This window comes from Pseudoalteromonas sp. 31A1 (assembly GCF_011378815.1).
GTDB classification, from domain to species: Bacteria; Pseudomonadota; Gammaproteobacteria; order Enterobacterales; family Alteromonadaceae; genus Pseudoalteromonas; species Pseudoalteromonas arctica.
Genome location: NZ_WTKY01000001.1, coordinates 114411 through 133883 on the forward strand (window position 1 = coordinate 114411; position 19473 = coordinate 133883).

16 protein-coding genes are annotated in these 19473 nt (G+C 40.4%); 2 read left to right on the forward strand and 14 right to left on the reverse strand.

Annotated features, from left to right (window positions below; translation table 11 throughout):
* Positions 1-59 precede the first annotated feature (59 nt).
* Positions 60-977: a histone deacetylase family protein gene (locus GQR52_RS00575; RefSeq protein WP_024590604.1), complete on the forward strand. Its 918-nt coding sequence runs from the start codon at positions 60-62 to the stop codon at positions 975-977.
* A gap of 13 nt (positions 978-990) precedes the next feature.
* On the opposite strand, the gene GQR52_RS00580 is transcribed toward GQR52_RS00575, so the two are convergent.
* From GQR52_RS00580 to rsmD, 14 genes are all read right to left on the reverse strand, one after another.
* Positions 991-1284, reverse strand: coding sequence for a hypothetical protein (locus GQR52_RS00580; RefSeq protein WP_165727127.1), 294 nt, complete (start codon positions 1282-1284; stop codon positions 991-993).
* Between the two features lie 6 nt (positions 1285-1290).
* Entirely contained in the window at positions 1291-2100 is an 810-nt protein-coding gene (locus GQR52_RS00585) for a DUF2797 domain-containing protein (RefSeq protein WP_010553372.1), read from the reverse strand.
* Between the two features lie 22 nt (positions 2101-2122).
* Complete coding sequence (locus tag GQR52_RS00590; protein ID WP_010553371.1) at positions 2123-4663, reverse strand: EAL domain-containing protein; 2541 nt, start codon at positions 4661-4663, stop codon at positions 2123-2125.
* Positions 4664-4775: 112 nt separating this feature from the next.
* On the reverse strand, positions 4776-6059 hold the full coding sequence (gene purD, locus GQR52_RS00595; RefSeq protein WP_165725127.1) for a phosphoribosylamine--glycine ligase: 1284 nt from the start codon (positions 6057-6059) through the stop codon (positions 4776-4778).
* Between the two features lie 15 nt (positions 6060-6074).
* Entirely contained in the window at positions 6075-6896 is an 822-nt protein-coding gene (locus tag GQR52_RS00600) for a class I SAM-dependent methyltransferase (RefSeq protein ID WP_165727128.1), read from the reverse strand.
* Between the two features lie 106 nt (positions 6897-7002).
* Positions 7003-8589 (reverse strand): bifunctional phosphoribosylaminoimidazolecarboxamide formyltransferase/IMP cyclohydrolase, encoded by a 1587-nt coding sequence (gene purH, locus GQR52_RS00605; protein ID WP_165727129.1) that lies wholly within the window; start codon positions 8587-8589, stop codon positions 7003-7005.
* A gap of 191 nt (positions 8590-8780) precedes the next feature.
* Positions 8781-9071, reverse strand: a complete 291-nt coding sequence (fis, locus tag GQR52_RS00610) for a DNA-binding transcriptional regulator Fis (RefSeq protein WP_002957804.1) — start codon at positions 9069-9071, stop codon at positions 8781-8783.
* 19 nt (positions 9072-9090) lie between these two features.
* The gene (gene dusB / locus GQR52_RS00615) at positions 9091-10062 is read right to left on the reverse strand and encodes a tRNA dihydrouridine synthase DusB (RefSeq protein ID WP_346774274.1); all 972 of its coding nucleotides are present in this window, start codon (positions 10060-10062) and stop codon (positions 9091-9093) included.
* Positions 10063-10344: 282 nt separating this feature from the next.
* Complete coding sequence (prmA, locus tag GQR52_RS00620) at positions 10345-11226, reverse strand: 50S ribosomal protein L11 methyltransferase (RefSeq protein ID WP_024600157.1); 882 nt, start codon at positions 11224-11226, stop codon at positions 10345-10347.
* A 67-nt stretch (positions 11227-11293) separates the two neighbouring features.
* Positions 11294-13141: an RNA polymerase sigma factor RpoD gene (gene rpoD / locus GQR52_RS00625; RefSeq protein WP_007586533.1), complete on the reverse strand. Its 1848-nt coding sequence runs from the start codon at positions 13139-13141 to the stop codon at positions 11294-11296.
* A 390-nt stretch (positions 13142-13531) separates the two neighbouring features.
* Positions 13532-15283 carry a DNA primase gene (dnaG, locus tag GQR52_RS00630; protein WP_007586534.1) on the reverse strand — a complete coding sequence of 584 codons (1752 nt, stop codon included), beginning with the start codon at positions 15281-15283 and terminating at the stop codon, positions 13532-13534.
* 244 nt (positions 15284-15527) lie between these two features.
* On the reverse strand, positions 15528-15974 hold the full coding sequence (locus tag GQR52_RS00635; protein WP_024590610.1) for a GatB/YqeY domain-containing protein: 447 nt from the start codon (positions 15972-15974) through the stop codon (positions 15528-15530).
* A 19-nt stretch (positions 15975-15993) separates the two neighbouring features.
* Positions 15994-16209 carry a 30S ribosomal protein S21 gene (gene rpsU / locus GQR52_RS00640; RefSeq protein WP_002957797.1) on the reverse strand — a complete coding sequence of 72 codons (216 nt, stop codon included), beginning with the start codon at positions 16207-16209 and terminating at the stop codon, positions 15994-15996.
* Positions 16210-16354: 145 nt separating this feature from the next.
* Positions 16355-16960: a 16S rRNA (guanine(966)-N(2))-methyltransferase RsmD gene (rsmD, locus tag GQR52_RS00645; protein WP_165727131.1), complete on the reverse strand. Its 606-nt coding sequence runs from the start codon at positions 16958-16960 to the stop codon at positions 16355-16357.
* Positions 16961-17188: 228 nt separating this feature from the next.
* On the opposite strand from rsmD, the gene ftsY reads away from it, so the two are divergent.
* Complete coding sequence (gene ftsY / locus GQR52_RS00650; protein ID WP_346766067.1) at positions 17189-19390, forward strand: signal recognition particle-docking protein FtsY; 2202 nt, start codon at positions 17189-17191, stop codon at positions 19388-19390.
* Positions 19391-19473 lie beyond the last annotated feature (83 nt).

Genomic DNA, 19473 nt, shown 5'->3' on the forward strand with positions numbered 1-19473 from the left:
CCACCCGTCGGTGGCTTTGTTATATTAAGCATTCAATTTACTTTGGCTAGGAGCATTTTATGCGTACTGCAGTTATTTCACACCCTCATTGCCGTAAACATAAAATGATAGACGACCATCCTGAGTGCCCAGAGCGCTTAGATGCAATTACCGACAGGTTATTAGCCAGCGGTGTAGATGTTGGCTTAACACACCTGCAGGCACCTAAGGCCGAGCGTGAGCATTATTTACTTGCTCACGATGAGGCTTTAGTTAAACACGTAGAAACTACACTACCAACCGAAGGACTCGCTAATTTAGATGGCGATACGTGGTTGTGCCCCGATTCGTTTAAAGCGATTGAGCGGGCAGTAGGTGCCGGATTGTTAGCTGTTGACGAAATACTTGCTGATAAACTCGATGCTGCTTTTTGTTCTGTGCGCCCGCCAGGGCATCATGCTAATAAAGATTCATCATCTGGGTTTTGTGTGTTTAATAACTTAGCTATTGCCGTTAAGTACGCACAAAGCAAAGGGATTAAGCGGATTGCGATTGCTGACTTTGATGTACACCATGGGAATGGCACACAAGACATTTTTATTGATGACGAAAACGTACTGCTTTGTTCGTTATTTCAGTATCCGTTTTACCCAAATACAGCGGTTAAAAATAATAGTCATATAGTTAATTCACCTCTGCCAATTGCTAGTAATGGCGACGACCTAAAAGAGGTGTTTACTGGGCAATGGTTACCAAAATTAAAAGCGTTTAAGCCTGAATTACTTTTTATAAGCGCAGGGTTTGATGCACACCTAGAAGATGATATGGCGAGCTTAAAGTTTGTAGAGGATGACTACATTTGGCTTACCGAGCAACTATGTGGTGTTGCTAAAGAGGGCGGCTGCAAAGGTGTTATTTCGTACTTAGAAGGTGGCTATGCGCTATCAGCTTTAGGTCGCAGTGCTGTAGCGCATATAAAAGTGCTTACTGAGGTTTAAATAAAGAGAGTGTTTATAGCCCTAATAAATCAAACGCCTGCGCTGTGCTTAGGGTTTTGATTTTACCAAGGCAGCATTGTCCTTCATTTAATAAGTAAGCTGTAACAAACTGTGCTAGTTGCTCGCCATTCAATTCAGGGCAAGCAGTGCCTTGTAAATTAAGGTAGTCACCTTGCTTATTAAGTACTCGCACATCGCTTAGTTCACTTTGCATAACGCTGTGTAAGCACTCTTGTTGCTCTTGTTGGTTATGGGCTATCTCAAGCTCATTATAAATAACCAATAACTGTGGATAGCTGTTTAACATAGCCCGTTAGCCTACGGTTACTTCATAAGACGTAAATTTACGAATATTAATAACGCCTTTTTCAAAAATTAAGTACTGGCCTTTAATACCTTGTAAAACACCACTTACAACAGGGTCTTTATCAAAGTTAAATGAGCTGATTTTTGTTGGGTATTCGGTTACTGGAAAGTTTAAATCAACTACATCTTCATCAAGTTGTTCTATTGCTGTTGCGCCAAATAATTCACTGAGCTCGTTTAGCTTTTCACTAATTTGTGGGATCAGCTCGGCTGCAGCTGCTTTTAAGTCAATTGCTTCGTTTTGACCTTTTAGCATATTGCGCCAATTCGTTTTATCGGCAATAAATTCAGCCAATGCAACTTCCACTAAACCTGATTGCAGGCGAGTTTGCACTTTAAAAATAGGTAATGCCTGAGTCGCGCCTTGATCAACCCAACGAGTCGGTATTTGTGTGTGGCGGGTAATACCTACTTTTAACCCAGAGGTGTTAGCGAGATATACATAGTGTGGGATCATGCAGTTTTCTTCGCCCCACTGTGGCTCTCGGCAAGTGCCTTGATCGTAGTGGCAGGTTTCTGGTTTCATAATACACATATCGCAACTAGCGAGCTTGCGCATGCATACAAAACAGTGACCTTGAGAATAGCTTTTTTTGGTTTTTTTACCGCAGTTAGAACATAAAATAGTGCCACTAAAGGTAAGCGTAAGCTCCTTACCTATAAATGCATTTAAGTCTACTAGGTGTTCACCTACAGGTAAGTGATATTGTACTGGTTCGGTTAAGCTCGATTTTAATTTACGCAGTGTGCCTTGCATCTTTACTTGGCCCCTAAAGATGTTAAAAAGAGGAGTCTAACATTTTTAAGCTATATTGGCTTTTTAAGAAGTGTAAATAGTCGGTGTAAGGCAGTGCTTTTGCGTATAAATAACCTTGGGCGTAGTCAGCGTTCATATCTTTGAGTAAGTGATGGATTTCCTGGGTTTCTACCCCCTCAATTGTTATTGATAAATTGAGGTTATGCGCCATATCAATGGCTGTTTGTACAATAACCTGGTGAGTAGGGTTATTAGGTAAATCAAAAACAAATGACTTATCTATTTTAAGTTCACTAAAGTGATAATTGACTAAGTAGCTAAGTGACGCATAGCCTGTCCCAAAGTCATCCAGTACTACTTTAATACCTAATGCGGTTAGCTCATCAACTAACTTTATAAGTGCATCTTGGCTATCTACGAAGGCCGATTCGGTTAGTTCAAATTTAAGTAACTGTGCCGGCACTTGGTATTTAATTAAAATATTTTCTACTTTTTCGGCTAAATTATTTATAGTTAAGTTTTTAGCGCTTAAATTTACGCTAATTGTGTGCTCGTTATAGCCATTTTTTGTAAGCTTGACTATGTCTTTACAGGCTTGCTCTATTACCCACAGTGTTAGCTCGTTAATAATGCCTGTGTGCTCAGCAAGTATTATTAGTTCTTCAATTGATAAGTTGCTGTAAGTTGGGTCGGGCCAACGTAATAAAGCTTCAGCACCACTTACGTGGTTACTTAATAAGTTTATTTGAGGTTGGTAATAAAGTGCCAGTTGATTTGTTTTGATGGCTTGTTGCAGCTTAGCGGCTAGAGCAACGTCCATCATTAGATTATTACCGTTTGACGATGACCCAACTTGATTAACGCTACCTTTTGCTTTTTTAAGCGCTAAATAACCACGCTTTAACCAATATTCAAAGTCGTTACTCTTACCTGCACTACTAATACCTATACTGTAACTAAGCTGCAGGTTTAGCCCTTTAATTTCATATTGTTTTGGTAGGCTGCTAATTATTTTAGTCAGTAGTGCTTCTAGCATTTCTTGGTTTTGTGTTTTAGTAGAAATACAGGCAAATACGCCACTGCTTAAATCGGCTAAGCGTGGGCTGGTGTTTAAATCTGTTTCGAGGTTTGTAAATTCGCGTTCATGGCTGAGTTCTAATTCAAGCTCTTTGGCTACATGCTTTATAAGTGTGTAGCCCTGAGAAGAGGTAATAATTGTATTGAGCGAATTAAAGTGACGTATTTTTATTAAACATAAAGTTGTTGAGCGGTTTTGGCTTTGTAGCGCCATAAATGCTTGTTTTAGCTTGGAGCTATTAAGTAACTTTGTTTGTTGTGTGTGCGTGGCATGGTAAAGCGCACGTTCGCGCTGATACCTTACTCGGTCAGCTAACGCCATTGCCATTAAAATAACTTCGCACAAAATAGCCATTAAAAAGGCATGGCGCGAGGTAAAGCTATAAGCCAAAAAGCCAGTGAGCTCCATAGGCTGTATTACCGCACCAAATATCAGCGGTATCCACGAAAGTACATAAAACTTAGCCCACCTAAAGCCGCTACGTAGCTTGTTATAAATTAAAATAATACAAACAACGTATAAAAGTGCCATTACACAAAAAAACAACGGGGCTGCAATGTACTCAGGAATAAATAGACTAGCTATAGCCATTACTGACATAAACAAAAGCAGTTTTACGCTCATTTTGTATCGCCAGCAATTGTCCTTGTGATAGCGTAAAAACATAGTACAAAAGGCGAGAGTGAAAAATGATATTGCGTAGTTAAAAAATATGACTTTTTCGTGAATATATAACTGCCATTGCACTGGCCATAAATAAAATCCAAAACCAAGCACTGCACCCAATAAGGTTAACGCACTAATGATATAGCCAATATAAATTAAATAAACACGGTCTTTTATGCCAAAATAAAGCACCAAGTTATAAAGCGCAGCCATCAATAGCACGCCTACAAAAATACCCCAGATCCCAGTTTGAGAGCGCACTAAGTCAATAAACTCTTTATCACGATATAAGTTTACAGGTGTTTTACTTATGCCGACTGTGTCTATTTTCATTACTAGGCGCTGTGACGATTTTCTTTCTACTAAAAAACGAATATGCGGTACGCTGTATTCAAACAAAGAGAGGGCTTCTTCTTTATCGCCGAGTTTATATGTTTCAATTAGTTTGTTGTTTTTATCGAGGCGATAAACCGTAAGGTGATCGACCATAGGGTTGTCAAAATGTGCCACAACATTTTGCTTGTTAAGGCTTTTATTTTCTAAATCAAGAAACAACCAATAGTTTTGCTGGCTAAAACTCCATGGAACATCTGAAAATGGTTGATGAGTAAGTAATTCAGGTTGGTTAATGATGGTATCGAATGTTTTAGTTTTGGTTTCGTCAATATAGTAGGCGTAATCGAGGTACATTGGAGCCGTTTTATCAATTGTATATCGTGTAGGCACGACAAGGTTTGATGCCAATGTACTGATTATAAAAAATATAAATATCAGTATGGCAACAGCAATTGCATGGTAACGTAAAGTTCTTAGTTCCAACGTTAATTTACTTTTAAAAAACCTTTTAATTAGTGTAGCACTAAAAAAGCGCAGATAAACTGCGCTTTTGTAGTTAAATTAACTGGTTATACCAATGAATAGGTATTACAGGCTATTGCTCGCGTGCAATAGCACGGTAAGCTATATCAGTACGATATTCCATACCATCCCAGCTAATTTGTTTAACAAGCTCATAGGCGCGCTGCTGCGCTTCTGTAACAGTGTTACCAAGTGCTGTTGCGCATAATACGCGACCGCCTGCGGTTACAACGTCATTGCCACTTTGCTTAGTACCCGCATGAAACACTTTTTCACCCGCAGGGTAATCAACTTTTAGCCCCGAAATTGCATCACCTTTAGGGTAATCACCAGGGTAACCTTTAGCTGCAAGTACAACACCAACGGCTGCGCGTGGGTCAAACTTAATCGTTGTTTTATCAAGTTCTACACGGTTAGCAGCTTCAATCAATTCAACTAAGTCTGATTGTAAACGTAGCATCATTGGTTGAGTTTCAGGGTCGCCAAAGCGACAGTTGTACTCAATTACTTTAGGGGTACCTGTTTCGTCAATCATCAAACCTGCGTATAAAAAGCCGGTGTACGGATGGCCTTCGCTTGCCATGCCTTCTACCGTAGGGTAGATCACTTCGTTCATAATACGCTGGTGGATTTCATCCGTAACAACTGGCGCAGGTGAGTATGCACCCATGCCACCCGTGTTAGGACCGGCATCGCCATTGTAAGCGCGTTTATGGTCTTGACTGGTAGCAAATGGTAATACGTTTTTGCCATCAACCATTACAATGAAAGACGCTTCTTCACCCTCTAAAAATTCTTCAATAACAACACGGCTTCCCGCATCGCCAAAAGCATTACCCGCAAGCATATCGCGAATAGCATCTTCGGCATCGGCTTCCGTCATTGCTACAATTACGCCTTTACCTGCAGCTAAACCATCTGCTTTTACAACAATTGGCGCGCCTTTTTCTTTTAAATAAGCTAGGGCTGGGTCAATTTGTTCAAACGTTTGATAATCGCCTGATGGAATATTGTGGCGTGCTAAAAAATCTTTAGTAAACGATTTAGAGCCTTCAAGCTGGGCTGCGCCTGCCGTTGGGCCAAAAATAGCCATGTTATGTTCACGAAACTTATCAACAACACCCAGTACTAACGGTATTTCTGGACCTACAATAGTAAGCTCTACCTTATTTTGCTGTGCAAAACTAAGTAAACCCTCTAAGTCGTCAACGTTTATTGCTACGTTTTCAAGTTTTGGTTCAAGTGCAGTACCTGCATTACCAGGGGCTACAAATACAGTATTTACTTTGGTGTTTTGAGCGGCTTTAAACGCAAGTGCGTGTTCGCGGCCGCCGCTGCCAATGACTAAAACATTCATGGCGAAAATTCCTATTTAAAGCGGTTTCTTAAATTTCAGCGTCATGCGGTCGCTTTCACCAATGGCTTTATATTTGTCAGCGTCTTGTTCGCCGAGTCTTAAGCTTGGTGGCAGCGTCCATACACCTTTAGGGTGATCGGCTGTATCTTTTGGATTTGCATTTATTTCACTGCTTGCAACTAATTCAAACCCAGCTTGTTTAGCTAGGTCGACTACGTAGCTCTGCTTCATATAACCTGTAGTTTTTTGATCTTCGTCAGCACGTTCTTCAGCTAAACGGTGTTCAACTAAACCTAATGTACCACCTGGTTTAAGGGCTTTATAAAAAGCTTGGAATGCACTTAATGCACCGCTTTTATCTTTGCCCATATACCAGTTATGCACATTACGGAACGTTAAAACCATATCGGCACTGCCAGCTGGCGCAATATCTAAATGTGTTACAGGTGCAAACTCAGTAATTTTAACGCTACTAAAGCGCTCATCTTCAGCTACTTTTTGTTTAAAGCCCGCAAGAGAGCGTTGGTAGTAGCCAACTGATGAATCAGCAGGAAAGTGCGCGGCATAGTAAGTGCCTTGCTCTTTTAGTGCTGGCGCTAAAATTTCACTATACCAACCACCGCCTGGCGCAATTTCAACAACTGTCATAGTTGGTTTAAAGCCAAAAAATGCCAATGTTTGAGCCGGGTGACGATACTCGTCACGAACGCTGTTTTTAGCGCTACGTTCGCTTGATTGAAGTGCATGCTCAAGGCTCGATTCGTGGTTATGGCTAAGCGCCATAGTCGATGTCATCGTTAGTGTGGCTACAAGTAGCGATTTTAGCGCAAATTTCATTGTTTGTTCCTTCACATTATAATTTTAAATAGGTTATTGAATAATCAGAATACGTGAATTTATAGCAAACAAAAAGGGTTAAACCAACGTTTAACCCTTTGTGTGATTAGTGGCGGAAATGGCGCATACCAGTAAGTACCATTGCCATACCGGCTTCATCAGCGGCTGCAATCACTTCCTCGTCGCGCATTGAGCCACCAGGCTGAATTACCGCAGTAATACCAGCGGCTGCGGCTGCGTCAATTCCATCACGGAATGGGAAGAATGCGTCAGATGCCATTACTGAACCTTTAACTTCAAGGTTTTCGTCAGCTGCTTTAATGCCTGCAATTTTAGCTGAGTATACGCGGCTCATTTGGCCTGCACCTACACCAATGGTCATACCGTCACGGGCATAAACAATCGCGTTTGATTTAACAAACTTAGCTACTTTCCAGCAAAACAGTAAATCTTTAAGTTCTTGCTCTGTAGGCTGGCGCTTAGAAACAACTTTTAAGTCGCCTTGCGTTACCATGCCTAAGTCGCGATCTTGAACTAAAATACCGCCATTAACGCGTTTAATATCTTGGCCAGCGGCTTTACCTGTCCACTGTCCGCATTCTAATAAACGTACGTTCTTTTTAGCTTCAACAATTTTTGCAGCGTCGCTCGAAATACTAGGTGCAATAATTACTTCAACAAACTGACGGTCAACAATAGCTTGTGCAGTTGCTGCATCTAGTTCTCGGTTAAAGGCAATAATGCCACCAAATGCTGATGTAGGATCTGTTTTAAATGCACGGTCGTATGCTTCAAGGATGTTGTCCCCAATTGAAACACCACACGGGTTTGCGTGTTTAACAATAACACACGCAGGTACATCAAATTCTTTAACACACTCAAGGGCTGCATCGGTATCAGCAATGTTGTTAAACGAAAGGGCTTTACCTTGCAGTTGAGTGGCCGTTGCAACTGATGCTTCAGCAATGTCACTTTCAACATAAAAAGCAGCATCTTGGTGCGAGTTTTCACCGTAACGCATATCTTGCTTTTTAGTAAACTGCATATTAATAGTACGTGGGAATTTAGTCTCTTCAGCAGCTTCCTCTGTGTAATCAGGAACCATTTTACCAAAGTAGTTCGCAATCATGCCATCGTATGCGGCTGTATGCTCGTAAGCAGCAATAGCTAAATCAAAACGTGTTTTGTACGTTGTTGACCCATTGTTGTTTTGCATTTCACTAATAACACGGTCGTAATCGTTTGCGTTTACCACAATAGTTACGTCTTTATGGTTTTTAGCGGCTGCACGAACCATGGTAGGGCCGCCAATATCTATGTTTTCGATAGCATCTTCAAGGCTGCAGTTTTCTTGAGCGACAGTATTCGCAAAGGGGTATAAGTTAACTACAACTATGTCGATAGCAGAAATGTTGTTATCTGCCATTACGTTTTCATCTTGTCCGCGACGGGCTAATATACCGCCGTGAATTTTTGGATGAAGTGTCTTTACACGACCATCCATGATTTCAGGGTGGCCTGTGTGATCTGATACTTCAGTCACTTTTATGTTGTTTTCAGCAAGAAGTTTACATGTGCCGCCAGTTGATAAAATATCAACACCTTGCGCTTCTAGTGCGCGGGCAAATTCAACAATACCGGTTTTATCAGACACACTTAATAGTGCGCGACGAATGGGACGATGAGTATCCATTGTAGTTTGATTTCCTCAGTTAATGAGCTAGCTTAGAAGCGGGCATTTTAACTGATTACTACTCAAAAAACGACTTATAAAGGCTTAATAAGCGTGAGCATTCTGCAATTTGGTTAATAAGTTGTAGGCATAAAAAAAGCACCCGAGGGTGCTTTTTTAATAATTAGCTGCGATAAATCACAGCCAGCATATTAGTTCATGCCGTATTTTTTAAGCTTTTTACGTAAAGTACCACGGTTGATACCTAGTAAAATAGCTGCACGAGTTTGGTTACCACGTGTATATGTCATTACTTCTTCAAGTAATGGCGCTTCTAGCTCTGAAAGAACAAGGTCGTAAACGTCTTGCACATCTTGACCGTTAAGCTGTTTTAAGTAGTGGTGAACAGCTTTTTTTACTGCATCACGCAATGGCTGCGGTTTCTCGTGTGACTGAACATGAGGGTTAGTGATAAATGGAGAAGTCACGTTTTGTTCGAACATTATTAAGTCTCTTTCTTTCTTAGTTAGCTGCTAGTGTTTTAAAGTATTGCTCTAATGCGACGACCTGTGCCTGTGGGTTGTCGAGCGCATTAAATACTCGCCTAAACTGACCATCACTGTCATGGGTTTGCAAATACCAAGATACATGTTTGCGAGCAATTCGCGCTCCCATCGGCTCACCGTAAAACATATGGAGGTTTGTTAAATGCTCCATTAAAATACTGCGTACCTCTGCAATAGCAGGTGGCTGTAAATGTTCTCCAGTTCGCAAATAGTGGTCTATCTCCCTAAATATCCAAGGGCGACCTTGGGCGGCTCGGCCAATCATAATGGCATCTGCACCCGTATAGTCTAAAACCTGTTTTGCTTTTTCTGGTGATGTAATATCACCATTGGCAACAACAGGAATCGACACTGAACGTTTTATATCCCTAATCGTGGCGTACTCAGCATCACCTTTGTACATACATGCGCGCGTACGCCCATGTACAGCAAGTGATGCAATGCCATAACGTTCAGCTATTCTCGCAATCTCTACACCATTACGGTTATCCAGATCCCATCCTGTACGGATTTTAAGTGTCACAGGTATATCAACAGCATTAACGACTGCATCAATAATCTCTTCCACAAGTTCAGGAAACTGTAATAAGGCAGAGCCTGCGAGTTTCTTGTTCACTTTTTTTGCTGGGCACCCCATATTGATATCTATGATCTGTGCACCGTTAGCAACATTGAATTGTGCGGCCTGCGCCATAAGCTCAGGGTCTGCTCCTGCAATTTGCACCGCGCGTATACCCGACTCACCGCTGTGATCCATACGGTTCATCGACTTTTCCGTTTTCCAAACCCTAGGATTAGACGATAGCATTTCAGAAACAGCTAGCCCTGCGCCTAAACGACGGCAAAGTTGTCTAAATGGTCTGTCTGTAATGCCAGCCATTGGCGCGACAATTACATTATTCTCAAGTTGGTATTTACCGATACGCACTATATTCAATAGGCCTCTTTTCAAGGGGCGCTAAGTTTACGGTTTTTTTCACAAAAATCAAAGGCTATAAATTGAACAAAAGTAACTTTTTTTTGCCCTTTTCGTATTGACTTTTGATAACCATATGACAATTGGGTTTATTTGTTTGAAATTCGTACAGTCTTTATTTTTTATACAATAATCAGAAAATATTTTGATATGTAAAAAAATAGTAAAGCCTGTTAAATACAGGCTTTACGTAGATGTTTTGAGTTAATGCTCTAAATTTGATTATGCGATTTATTAGGCTTTTTTGGTGCCACTTACTCTAGTCCAATCACCTTCAACGGCAATGTCATCTAGTTCAATAAAGGGTGCATAAATATCAGCAACTGATTGCGCTTGTTCTTCTAAAATACCCGACATGGCAATTTTACCGCCAGGCTTTAATAAACCTAAAATTACACTGTGCAATTCGCGAAGTGGCTGGGCTAAAATATTTGCCACTACTATATCAGCAGTAAACTCAGGTTGGTTTTCTGGAAGGTATACTTCAAGTTTGTCTGCAACACCATTTCGGTTAGCGTTATCTAGGCTTGCTTCGAGTGCTTGAGGGTCAATATCAATCCCAATCATGCGCTCTGCACCTAATTTTATCGCTGCGATACCTAAAATTCCTGAGCCACAACCAAAATCAACAACTGTTTTACCTGTTAGGTCTTGGCTTTCTAACCACTTAAGACATAAGGCCGTTGTTGCATGTGTGCCGGTGCCAAAAGCAAGGCCAGGGTCAAGTAGTACATTTACCGCCGTAGGGTCTGGAATATCGCGCCAGCTTGGACAAATCCATAGCCTTTCACCAAATTGAATCGGGTGGAAGTTATCCATCCATTCACGTTCCCAGTCTTTATCCTCAAGTTGCTCTATTTTGTATACTAAATTGTCTTTTAGCTCATCATGGCGTTTCAATAACGCAACGACTGCATTCATATCGTGATTAGCTTCGAACAAGCCAATTACTGTTGTATCAGCCCAGAATACAACGGTGCCAATTTTGGGTTCGTAAATAGGGGTGTCTTTTGCGTCAATAAAGGTTACTGAAGCACTACCCGCTTCCATTAATAGGTCACTTACTGCATCGGCTGTTGCAGCATTGGCATTAATACGAATTTGGATCCAAGCCATGATTATTTCCTTCAAATAGAAAAAAGGCCGCTATAGCGGCCTTTTTAGTTTATATAGTAGCGCTAAATTATTTAGCGTCTAAAAAGCTTTTCAGTAAATCTGAGCGAGAAGGGTGGCGTAATTTACGCAGCGCTTTCGCTTCTATTTGACGAATACGTTCACGTGTTACGTCAAACTGTTTACCTACTTCTTCTAAGGTGTGGTCGGTATTCATATCAATACCAAAACGCATACGTAGTACTTTAGCTTCACGGGCTGTTAGGCCAGCTAGTACATCGTTAGTTGCGCCACGAAGAGACTCCATTGTTGCCGAATCGATTGGCGAATCAATAGTTGTATCTTCGATAAAGTCACCTAAGTGAGAATCTTCATCATCACCGATTGGTGTTTCCATTGAAATTGGCTCTTTAGCAATCTTAAGTACCTTACGGATTTTATCCTCAGGCATCATCATGCGTTCTGCTAATTCTTCTGGATTTGGCTCACGACCCATTTCTTGTAACATTTGACGAGAAATACGGTTAAGTTTATTAATCGTTTCAATCATATGTACTGGAATACGGATTGTTCTTGCTTGGTCAGCAATAGAGCGAGTGATTGCTTGACGTATCCACCACGTAGCATAAGTAGAGAACTTATAACCACGGCGATATTCAAACTTATCAACTGCTTTCATCAGACCAATGTTACCTTCTTGAATTAAATCCAAGAATTGTAAGCCACGGTTTGTATATTTTTTAGCAATTGAGATTACAAGACGTAAGTTAGCTTCAACCATTTCTTTTTTCGCACGGCGTGCTTTCGCTTCACCAATGCTCATTCGACGGTTAATGTCTTTAATACGCTCAATGCTTAAACCTGTTGTTTGTTCAATAACAGATAATTTATTAATGCTACGAATGATTTCTGGCTTAACTTCTTCAAGTTTAGCTGAATACTTTTCGTTACCTGAAATTTCTAAATCTACCCATGAAGCGTCAGTTTCGTTATTAGCAAAATGCTTAACGAACGTTTTCTTCGGTAATTTAGCAATTTGTACAGCTTGTTTCATGATTAGACGTTCTTGAACGCGAACACGATCCATCATTTCACGCATGTTATTTACCATGCGGTCAAACTGTTTAGGTATTAATTTAAAGGTTCTGAAAAGCTCACCAATTTCAAAAATGGCTGCTTGTGATTCAGGATGCGAACGACCTTTAGCTTCAAACGTATCACGTGCTTTATTATATAAATCACGTAAATTTTCAAAATGAATGCGCGCTTCTTCAGGATCTGGCCCTGTGTCTACTTCTTCTTCATCTTCGTCATCGCTATCAGCATCATCTTTGTCATCTTTATCGTCATCAAGTTGCTTAGCACTTAATTCTGAACCGATATTAGTTGCTGAAATTGGCGCTGTATCTTCATTAGGATCGATAAATCCAACGATGATATCGCTTAAACGCATTTCTTCAGCTTCAAACTTATCCCACTGCTCTAGCAGGTAAGTGATTGCTTCAGGGTACTCTGCAACAGAAATCTGTACTTGGTTAATGCCTTCTTCGATACGTTTAGCGATTACAATTTCGCCTTCACGTGTAAGAAGTTCAACAGTACCCATTTCACGCATATACATGCGAACCGGATCCGTTGTACGGCCGATTTCTTTTTCTACAGTCGCAAGGGCTGCAGCGGCAGCTTCAGCTGCGTCTTCGTCTGTCGTTGTTTCTTGCATCATTAATTCATCAGCATCAGGCGCGTTTTCGCTAACCTTGATACCCATATCATTAATCATGCTTATGATATCTTCTACTTGATCTGAGTCTATAATGTCTTGTGGAAGGTGATCATTTACTTCTGCAAAAGTTAAGTAGCCTTGCTCTTTACCTTTTTGAATCAGAAGTTTTAATTGTGACTGAGGAGTTGGATCCATAGAGATTGTTTCTTCCACTCTGATAAGTTGATACAACAGGCGCCATCATGTAGTTTGCATTAAAGCCAACTAGAATAATGTGACGCAGTGAATAGCACAGTATAACAGTTTAAATTAATTTTGACTAGGGTCTGTTGGCCTTTCAGGATTAAAGTTTGTTCTATCCAAGGGTGGTTTAATCGCGGCGCCAGGTTTGTAACCTAGTGGGCTAAGTCAAAACCGGGCAACAAAGAGTAAACCTCCCTTGGGACGAACCCAAAGGGCAGCGCGTGTTCGGCATTTATGCTGCGTTATCGCCTATTTATGTGGAATAACCACACTACATAGGCTCTGCCTTGTCTAAATACCAAACACACTGCTGTAAACTTAACCTCGAAAGATAAACAGACCCTAACTGTTAGTTGCTTTTAACGCTGTCATTAACAAATGACACTCAAGTCTTTCGTCGCTACTAAGGCCTTGAGTCTTGTCCTTTATTAATAGGGTCTCGAGTCGATAATTTAAACACTGATCTTCAATAAACTTGAAAGTATTTTTAAAAACCGTCTCTAAACGCTCTTCATTTATGTCGTGTTGCCACGTTGCAAGCTTGATTAAGGGCTCGTAATCTTCAGTTCCTCTAAAAAATTCGAGTAGTTGCGCTGTGGTAATGCTTTCTTTTTCTAAAGCTTGCTCTTGTAAGCGTAATAATAGCCCTATACCAGCAATATTCATTTGTGCGAGTTCAGGTAAATATGGCACATTTTTAGCTAAGTTAGGGTGTTGAATTAAAATACCAATCGCTTGACGCATTGGTGTTATTTTAAACTTACGTTCAATCGAATGCTGTTGCTTTGGTGTTTTCAAACGGTTATTTAATTGCTCACGTGTTCTTCCGATTAAACGCCCTAATTGTTCAAGAATGTTTTCTTGATAAAATTCACTTGGGATTTTTTCAATTAATGGAAGTGCTGCACTGAGTAATTTAGCTTTTCCTGAGTCGAGTGTTAAATCAACTTCTTGGCTTAATTTATTAAACAATACCTTGGTAAAGTCATCTGCTTGGCTTAGGCGCAATTCGAATTGCTCCTTACCTTCTTTTTGTACAAGAGAGTCTGGGTCTTCGCCATCGGGTAAAAAAGTAAATTGCAGTGCTTTACCATCATTTAAATAAGGAAGTGCGTTTTCAAGCGCTCTCCAAGCTGCATCACGGCCAGCTCTGTCGCCATCGTAACAACAGATTACTTTATCTGTTGTTCTAAACAGCGTATGCATGTGCTCGCTTGTTGTTGCGGTACCTAGTGATGCAACGGCATATTCAATCCCTTGCTCGGCTAGGGCAACAACATCCATGTAACCTTCCACAACCATTACATGCTCAAGTTTTTTATGGGCTTGCTTTGCTTCATAAAGTCCGTATAGCTCAAAGCCTTTATGAAAAATTCGGGTCTCTGGCGAATTTAAATATTTTGGCCCTTGGTCGGCTTGCATTACACGCCCACCAAATGCAATAACGCGTCCGCGTTTATCGCGAATAGGAAACATTAATCGGTCGCGGAAAAAATCAAATTGTCTGCCTGGTGTTTTTTCTGAAGCTAGCTTTAATTCAACTAATTGCTCTTTTTGTTCTTTATTACGGCCAAGCTGAAGACATAATCCATCCCATTCGCTGGGAGCGTAGCCAATCATAAACTTTTTAACTGTTTCACCACTTAAACCACGGCCTTTTACATATTCAATAACGGCGGCAGAATTACTGTGGTGTTTTAATTGGTGCTGATAAAAGCGCGCAGTATGAAGCATTAAATCGTAATCAGAGCGCTTTTGCGCAGCAGTACGTTCTGGTGCTGAGTTTGTGCCCTGTTCTCGAGGTACTTCTAAGTTAAGCATGCTTGCTATTTCTTCAATAGCATCTACAAACTCAAGCTTTTCATACTCCATTACAAACGAAATAGCATTACCATTAGCACCACAACCAAAGCAATGATAAAACTGTTTGTCTTGCGATACGGTAAATGAGGGCGATTTTTCGTTATGAAATGGGCAGCAAGCTTGATAATCCTTACCTGCTTTTTTTAGACCTACTTTTGAGTCTATCAGGTCGACAATATCGGTTCTGGCAAGTAAATCGTCTATAAAGTTACGTGGGATCTTTCCAGCCATTAGTAAAATACAGTCCTGAAATAATAAGAAGAATAACGAATATGAAATTTACTTTTTTATACTTGCTTGATGCAAAGTATAGCGTGCTTTAACTTACCAAAATGATAGCAAAATAAATAGGGAAGCTATAAAAAATTTCATTTTAAAGTAACCTAGTAGGTGTACTTTTTATCAAAGTTAAAAACAAAGAAACCGAGCGCAAGGCTCGGTTCACTTCAATCATACTTTAATGTATGTGGGAGTATTAGGCAGTTAATCGTTGCTTAATTAAACCAGAGATTTTGCCCATATCGGCACGACCTTCGGCTTTACTTTTGATTATACCCATTACTTTACCCATGTCTTGCATACCTGCTGCGTTAGTATCAGCAATAGCCGCATCAATGAGAGCAATGATTTCTTCTTCACTCAATTTTTGAGGTAAGAAAGTTTCAAGTGCCACTATTTCATTGGCTTCAATATCAGCTAAATCATCACGCCCAGCATCTTTGTACTGAGTGTAAGAGTCACGACGTTGTTTAACAAGCTTCACTATAACGGAGGTAATACCTGCGTCGTCTAGTTCTATACGCTCGTCAATTTCACGTTGCTTGATTGCAGCAAGTACCATACGAATAGGGTTAAGACGTAATTTGTCTTTAGCTCTCATCGCATCTTTTTGCGCATCTTTTAGCGTTATTAAAAGGCTCATTTATACAAGACCTAATATATTAGTATAATTTAACGCGACGTGCGTTATCACGAGAAAGTTTTTTCATGTGACGTTTTACTGCAGCAGCTTTTTTACGCTTACGCTCAGCTGTTGGTTTTTCATAGTGCTCGCGACGACGAACTTCTGAAAGGATTCCTGCTTTTTCACATGAACGCTTGAAGCGACGAAGTGCTACGTCAAACGGTTCGTTCTCTCTTACTTTAATTACTGGCATTAAAAATTCACCTACCTAAATTATGAGCGTTGCTCAAGTTGATCAAACATTGATCAAGTGGTTCAAAAATGGTGCGGTATTGTAATCCGAAGCAACACCACATGTAAAGGACAATATTAACAGAAACGCATCATGTAAAACAGTATTAATTTGATTGGCGCTGGTAGAGTTTGCAAAACACTTGGCCTGCCTTTTTTTCTTTAATTAACAACCAGTTGCTCGGGTTCTTGAAGGTGGTTAACTCTGTTTCTACTTCAACATAAATTAATGCATCATCGCTTAACCATTGGTTTTTTTCTAATAAATCGCAGGTTGTTTGCGCTAAATCTTTACGAAATGGTGGGTCAACAAATACAAGATTAAACGCTTCGTTTGTGTTTTTTTGCTCTAAAAAGGAGAGTGAATTAGTATGTTTAATGTATGCGTTGTCGAGCTTTAAAGTGCTAATGTTTTGTTCTAATTGCTTGGCAGCTGACGAGTCGAGCTCGATAAATGTGGCGTTTTTAGCAAATCGAGATAGCGCTTCAAATCCTAACCCACCAGAACCTGCAAAACAATCAAGTACATTTGTGTCACGCGTATCTTGCATTAGCCAATTAAATACAGTTTCTTTAATTCGATCGGTAGTAGGTCTTAAGCCTTCTACATTTTTAACAGGGAGTTTTCGGCCTCGAAATTGGCCACTAATCACTCTAATAAAGCCATCACTGGGCTTGTTAGTAGCTTTATTTTGCGTTGTTTTTTTTCTCATTTAGCTCACTAAAAAATGGTATATGGTATCTAGCTCAGATAATATTATGGGTGATTACGTGTAGCTTCATTTTTCAACCGTATTAAAAGTGTTACTATTGAACACTTACGTTTTGAATGGTTGTATTTATTAGCAACTATTGCTGGGCATTGCCAAGCTATTTCAAATTTTAGTTTATCAGATTTTTATAAGTGGTTATTAGCAAGTATGACAAAAAAAAGTAAATTCATGTCGTGGCTCGGTTTTGGCAAGTCAGATAAAAAAGAAGCAGAGCAAAAAGCAGCCGCTGATAAACAACAAGCATTAGCGCAAGAAGAAGCGCAGAAGCTAGAGCAAGAAAAGCTTGCGCAGCAGGCTGAAACTGAACGCTTACAAGCAGAAGCCGAAGCAGAGCGCTTAGAGCAGGAGCGCATTGCTGCTGAACAAATTGAAGCTAAACGTTTAGAGCAAGAAAAGCTAGCACAGGAGCAAGCTGAAGCTGAACGTTTAAAAGCAGAGGCCGAAACAGAGCGCTTAGAGCAGGAGCGTATTGCTGCTGAAAAAATTGAAGCTAAACGTTCAGAGCAAGAAAAGCTAGCACAGGAGCAAGCTGAAGCTGAACGTTTAAAAGCAGAAGCCGAAACAGAGCGCTTAGAGCTGGAGCGTATTGCTTCTGAACAAATTGAAGCAAAACGTTTAGAGCAAGAGCGTGCTGAAAACGCAGAAAAGATTGCCATTGAGCAGGCCAATGCTGAATTACTTGCAAAACAACAAGCTGATGCAGAAGCGCAAAGACAAGAACACGCACAACGTTTAGCCGATCAAGAAACGCAGATGCTGTTAGAGCAAGAGCGATTGGCTGCAGAAAAAATAGAGGCTGAGCGACTAGAGCAAATACGCCTTGAAAAAAAGGATGAAGCTGTAAAGGCTGAAAAGCTTGCAATAGAGCAAGCGAATGCTGAGTTATTAGCAAAAGAACAAGCAGATGCTGAAGCACAAAGACAAGATCAAGCAAAACGTTTAGCAGAACAAGAAGCGCAAATGCGTTTAGAGCAAGAACGCATTGCTGCTGATAAAGCAGAAAGCGAGCGCTTAGAACAAGAACGTATTACTGCTGAGAAAGCTCAGAACGAGCGTTTAGAACAAGAACGTATTGCGGCTGAAAAAACTCAGAGTGAGCGTTTAGAGCAAGAACGCATTACTGCTGAAAAAGTAGAAAATGAGCGTTTAGAGCAAGAACGTATTGCTGCTGAAAAAGCTCAGAACGAGCGCTTAGAGCAAGAACGCATTGCAGCTGAAAAAGTAGAAAATGAACGTTTAGAGCAAGAGCGCATTGCGGCTGAAAAAGTAGAAAACGAACGTTTAGAGCAAGAGCGCATTGCAGCGGAAAAAGCAGAAAACGAGCGTTTAGAGCAAGAGCGCATTACTGCTGAAAAAGTAGAAAATGAGCGTTTAGAGCAAGAACGCATTGCAGAAGAACTTGCAATAGAAGAAGCTAAAAAAGCAGAAAAGCCGAAAAAAGAAGGGTTTTTCTCTCGTCTTAAAAAGGGCTTGTTAAAAACTCGCGTTAATATAGGTTCTGGTTTTGCATCTATTTTTAGTGGTAAAAAAATAGATGACGAATTATTTGAAGATCTTGAAACACAGCTGCTCACCGCCGATTTAGGCGTTGATACCACCATGAAGTTGATTGATAGCTTAACTGATGCTGCAAACCGTAAGCAGTTAAAAGATGGTGATGCGCTTTATGAGTTAATGAAACAAGAAATGGCGGCGATGCTAAAAACGGCTGAACAGCCTTTAGTAATTACCAAAGATAAAAAGCCATTTGTTATTTTAATGGTGGGCGTAAATGGCGTTGGTAAAACAACGACTATTGGTAAGATGGCTAAGCAATTTCAAAGCGAAGGTAAGTCGGTTATGCTGGCTGCTGGCGATACGTTTAGAGCGGCTGCTGTTGAGCAACTTCAGGTTTGGGGTGAACGTAACAGCATTCCTGTTATTGCACAGCATACGGGTGCAGATAGTGCATCGGTTGTTTTTGATGCATTCCAAGCTGCAAAAGCACGTAATATAGATGTGTTAATTGCAGATACAGCGGGTCGCTTGCAAAATAAAGATAACTTAATGCAGGAGCTTGAAAAAATAGCTCGTGTTATGAAAAAAATTGATCCTGATGCGCCGCACGAAGTGATGCTAACCATTGATGCTGGCACAGGTCAAAATGCAATTAGCCAAGTGAACTTATTTAATCAATGCGTTGGCTTAACGGGTATTACGCTTTCAAAACTTGATGGAACTGCAAAGGGTGGTGTTATTTTTGCGGTTGCAGATAAGTTTAATATTCCAATTCGTTACATTGGTGTTGGTGAAGGTATTGATGATTTACGCGCTTTTAAAAGCGATGACTTTATTGATGCGTTATTTAGCCAAGATGAGGACGACGTTTAATTTACCAAAAGAGGGAGCTTGCTCCCTTTTTAATTGCGAGGAATACCAATTTTATTAGTAAACTAATTGAATTGGCATAATAA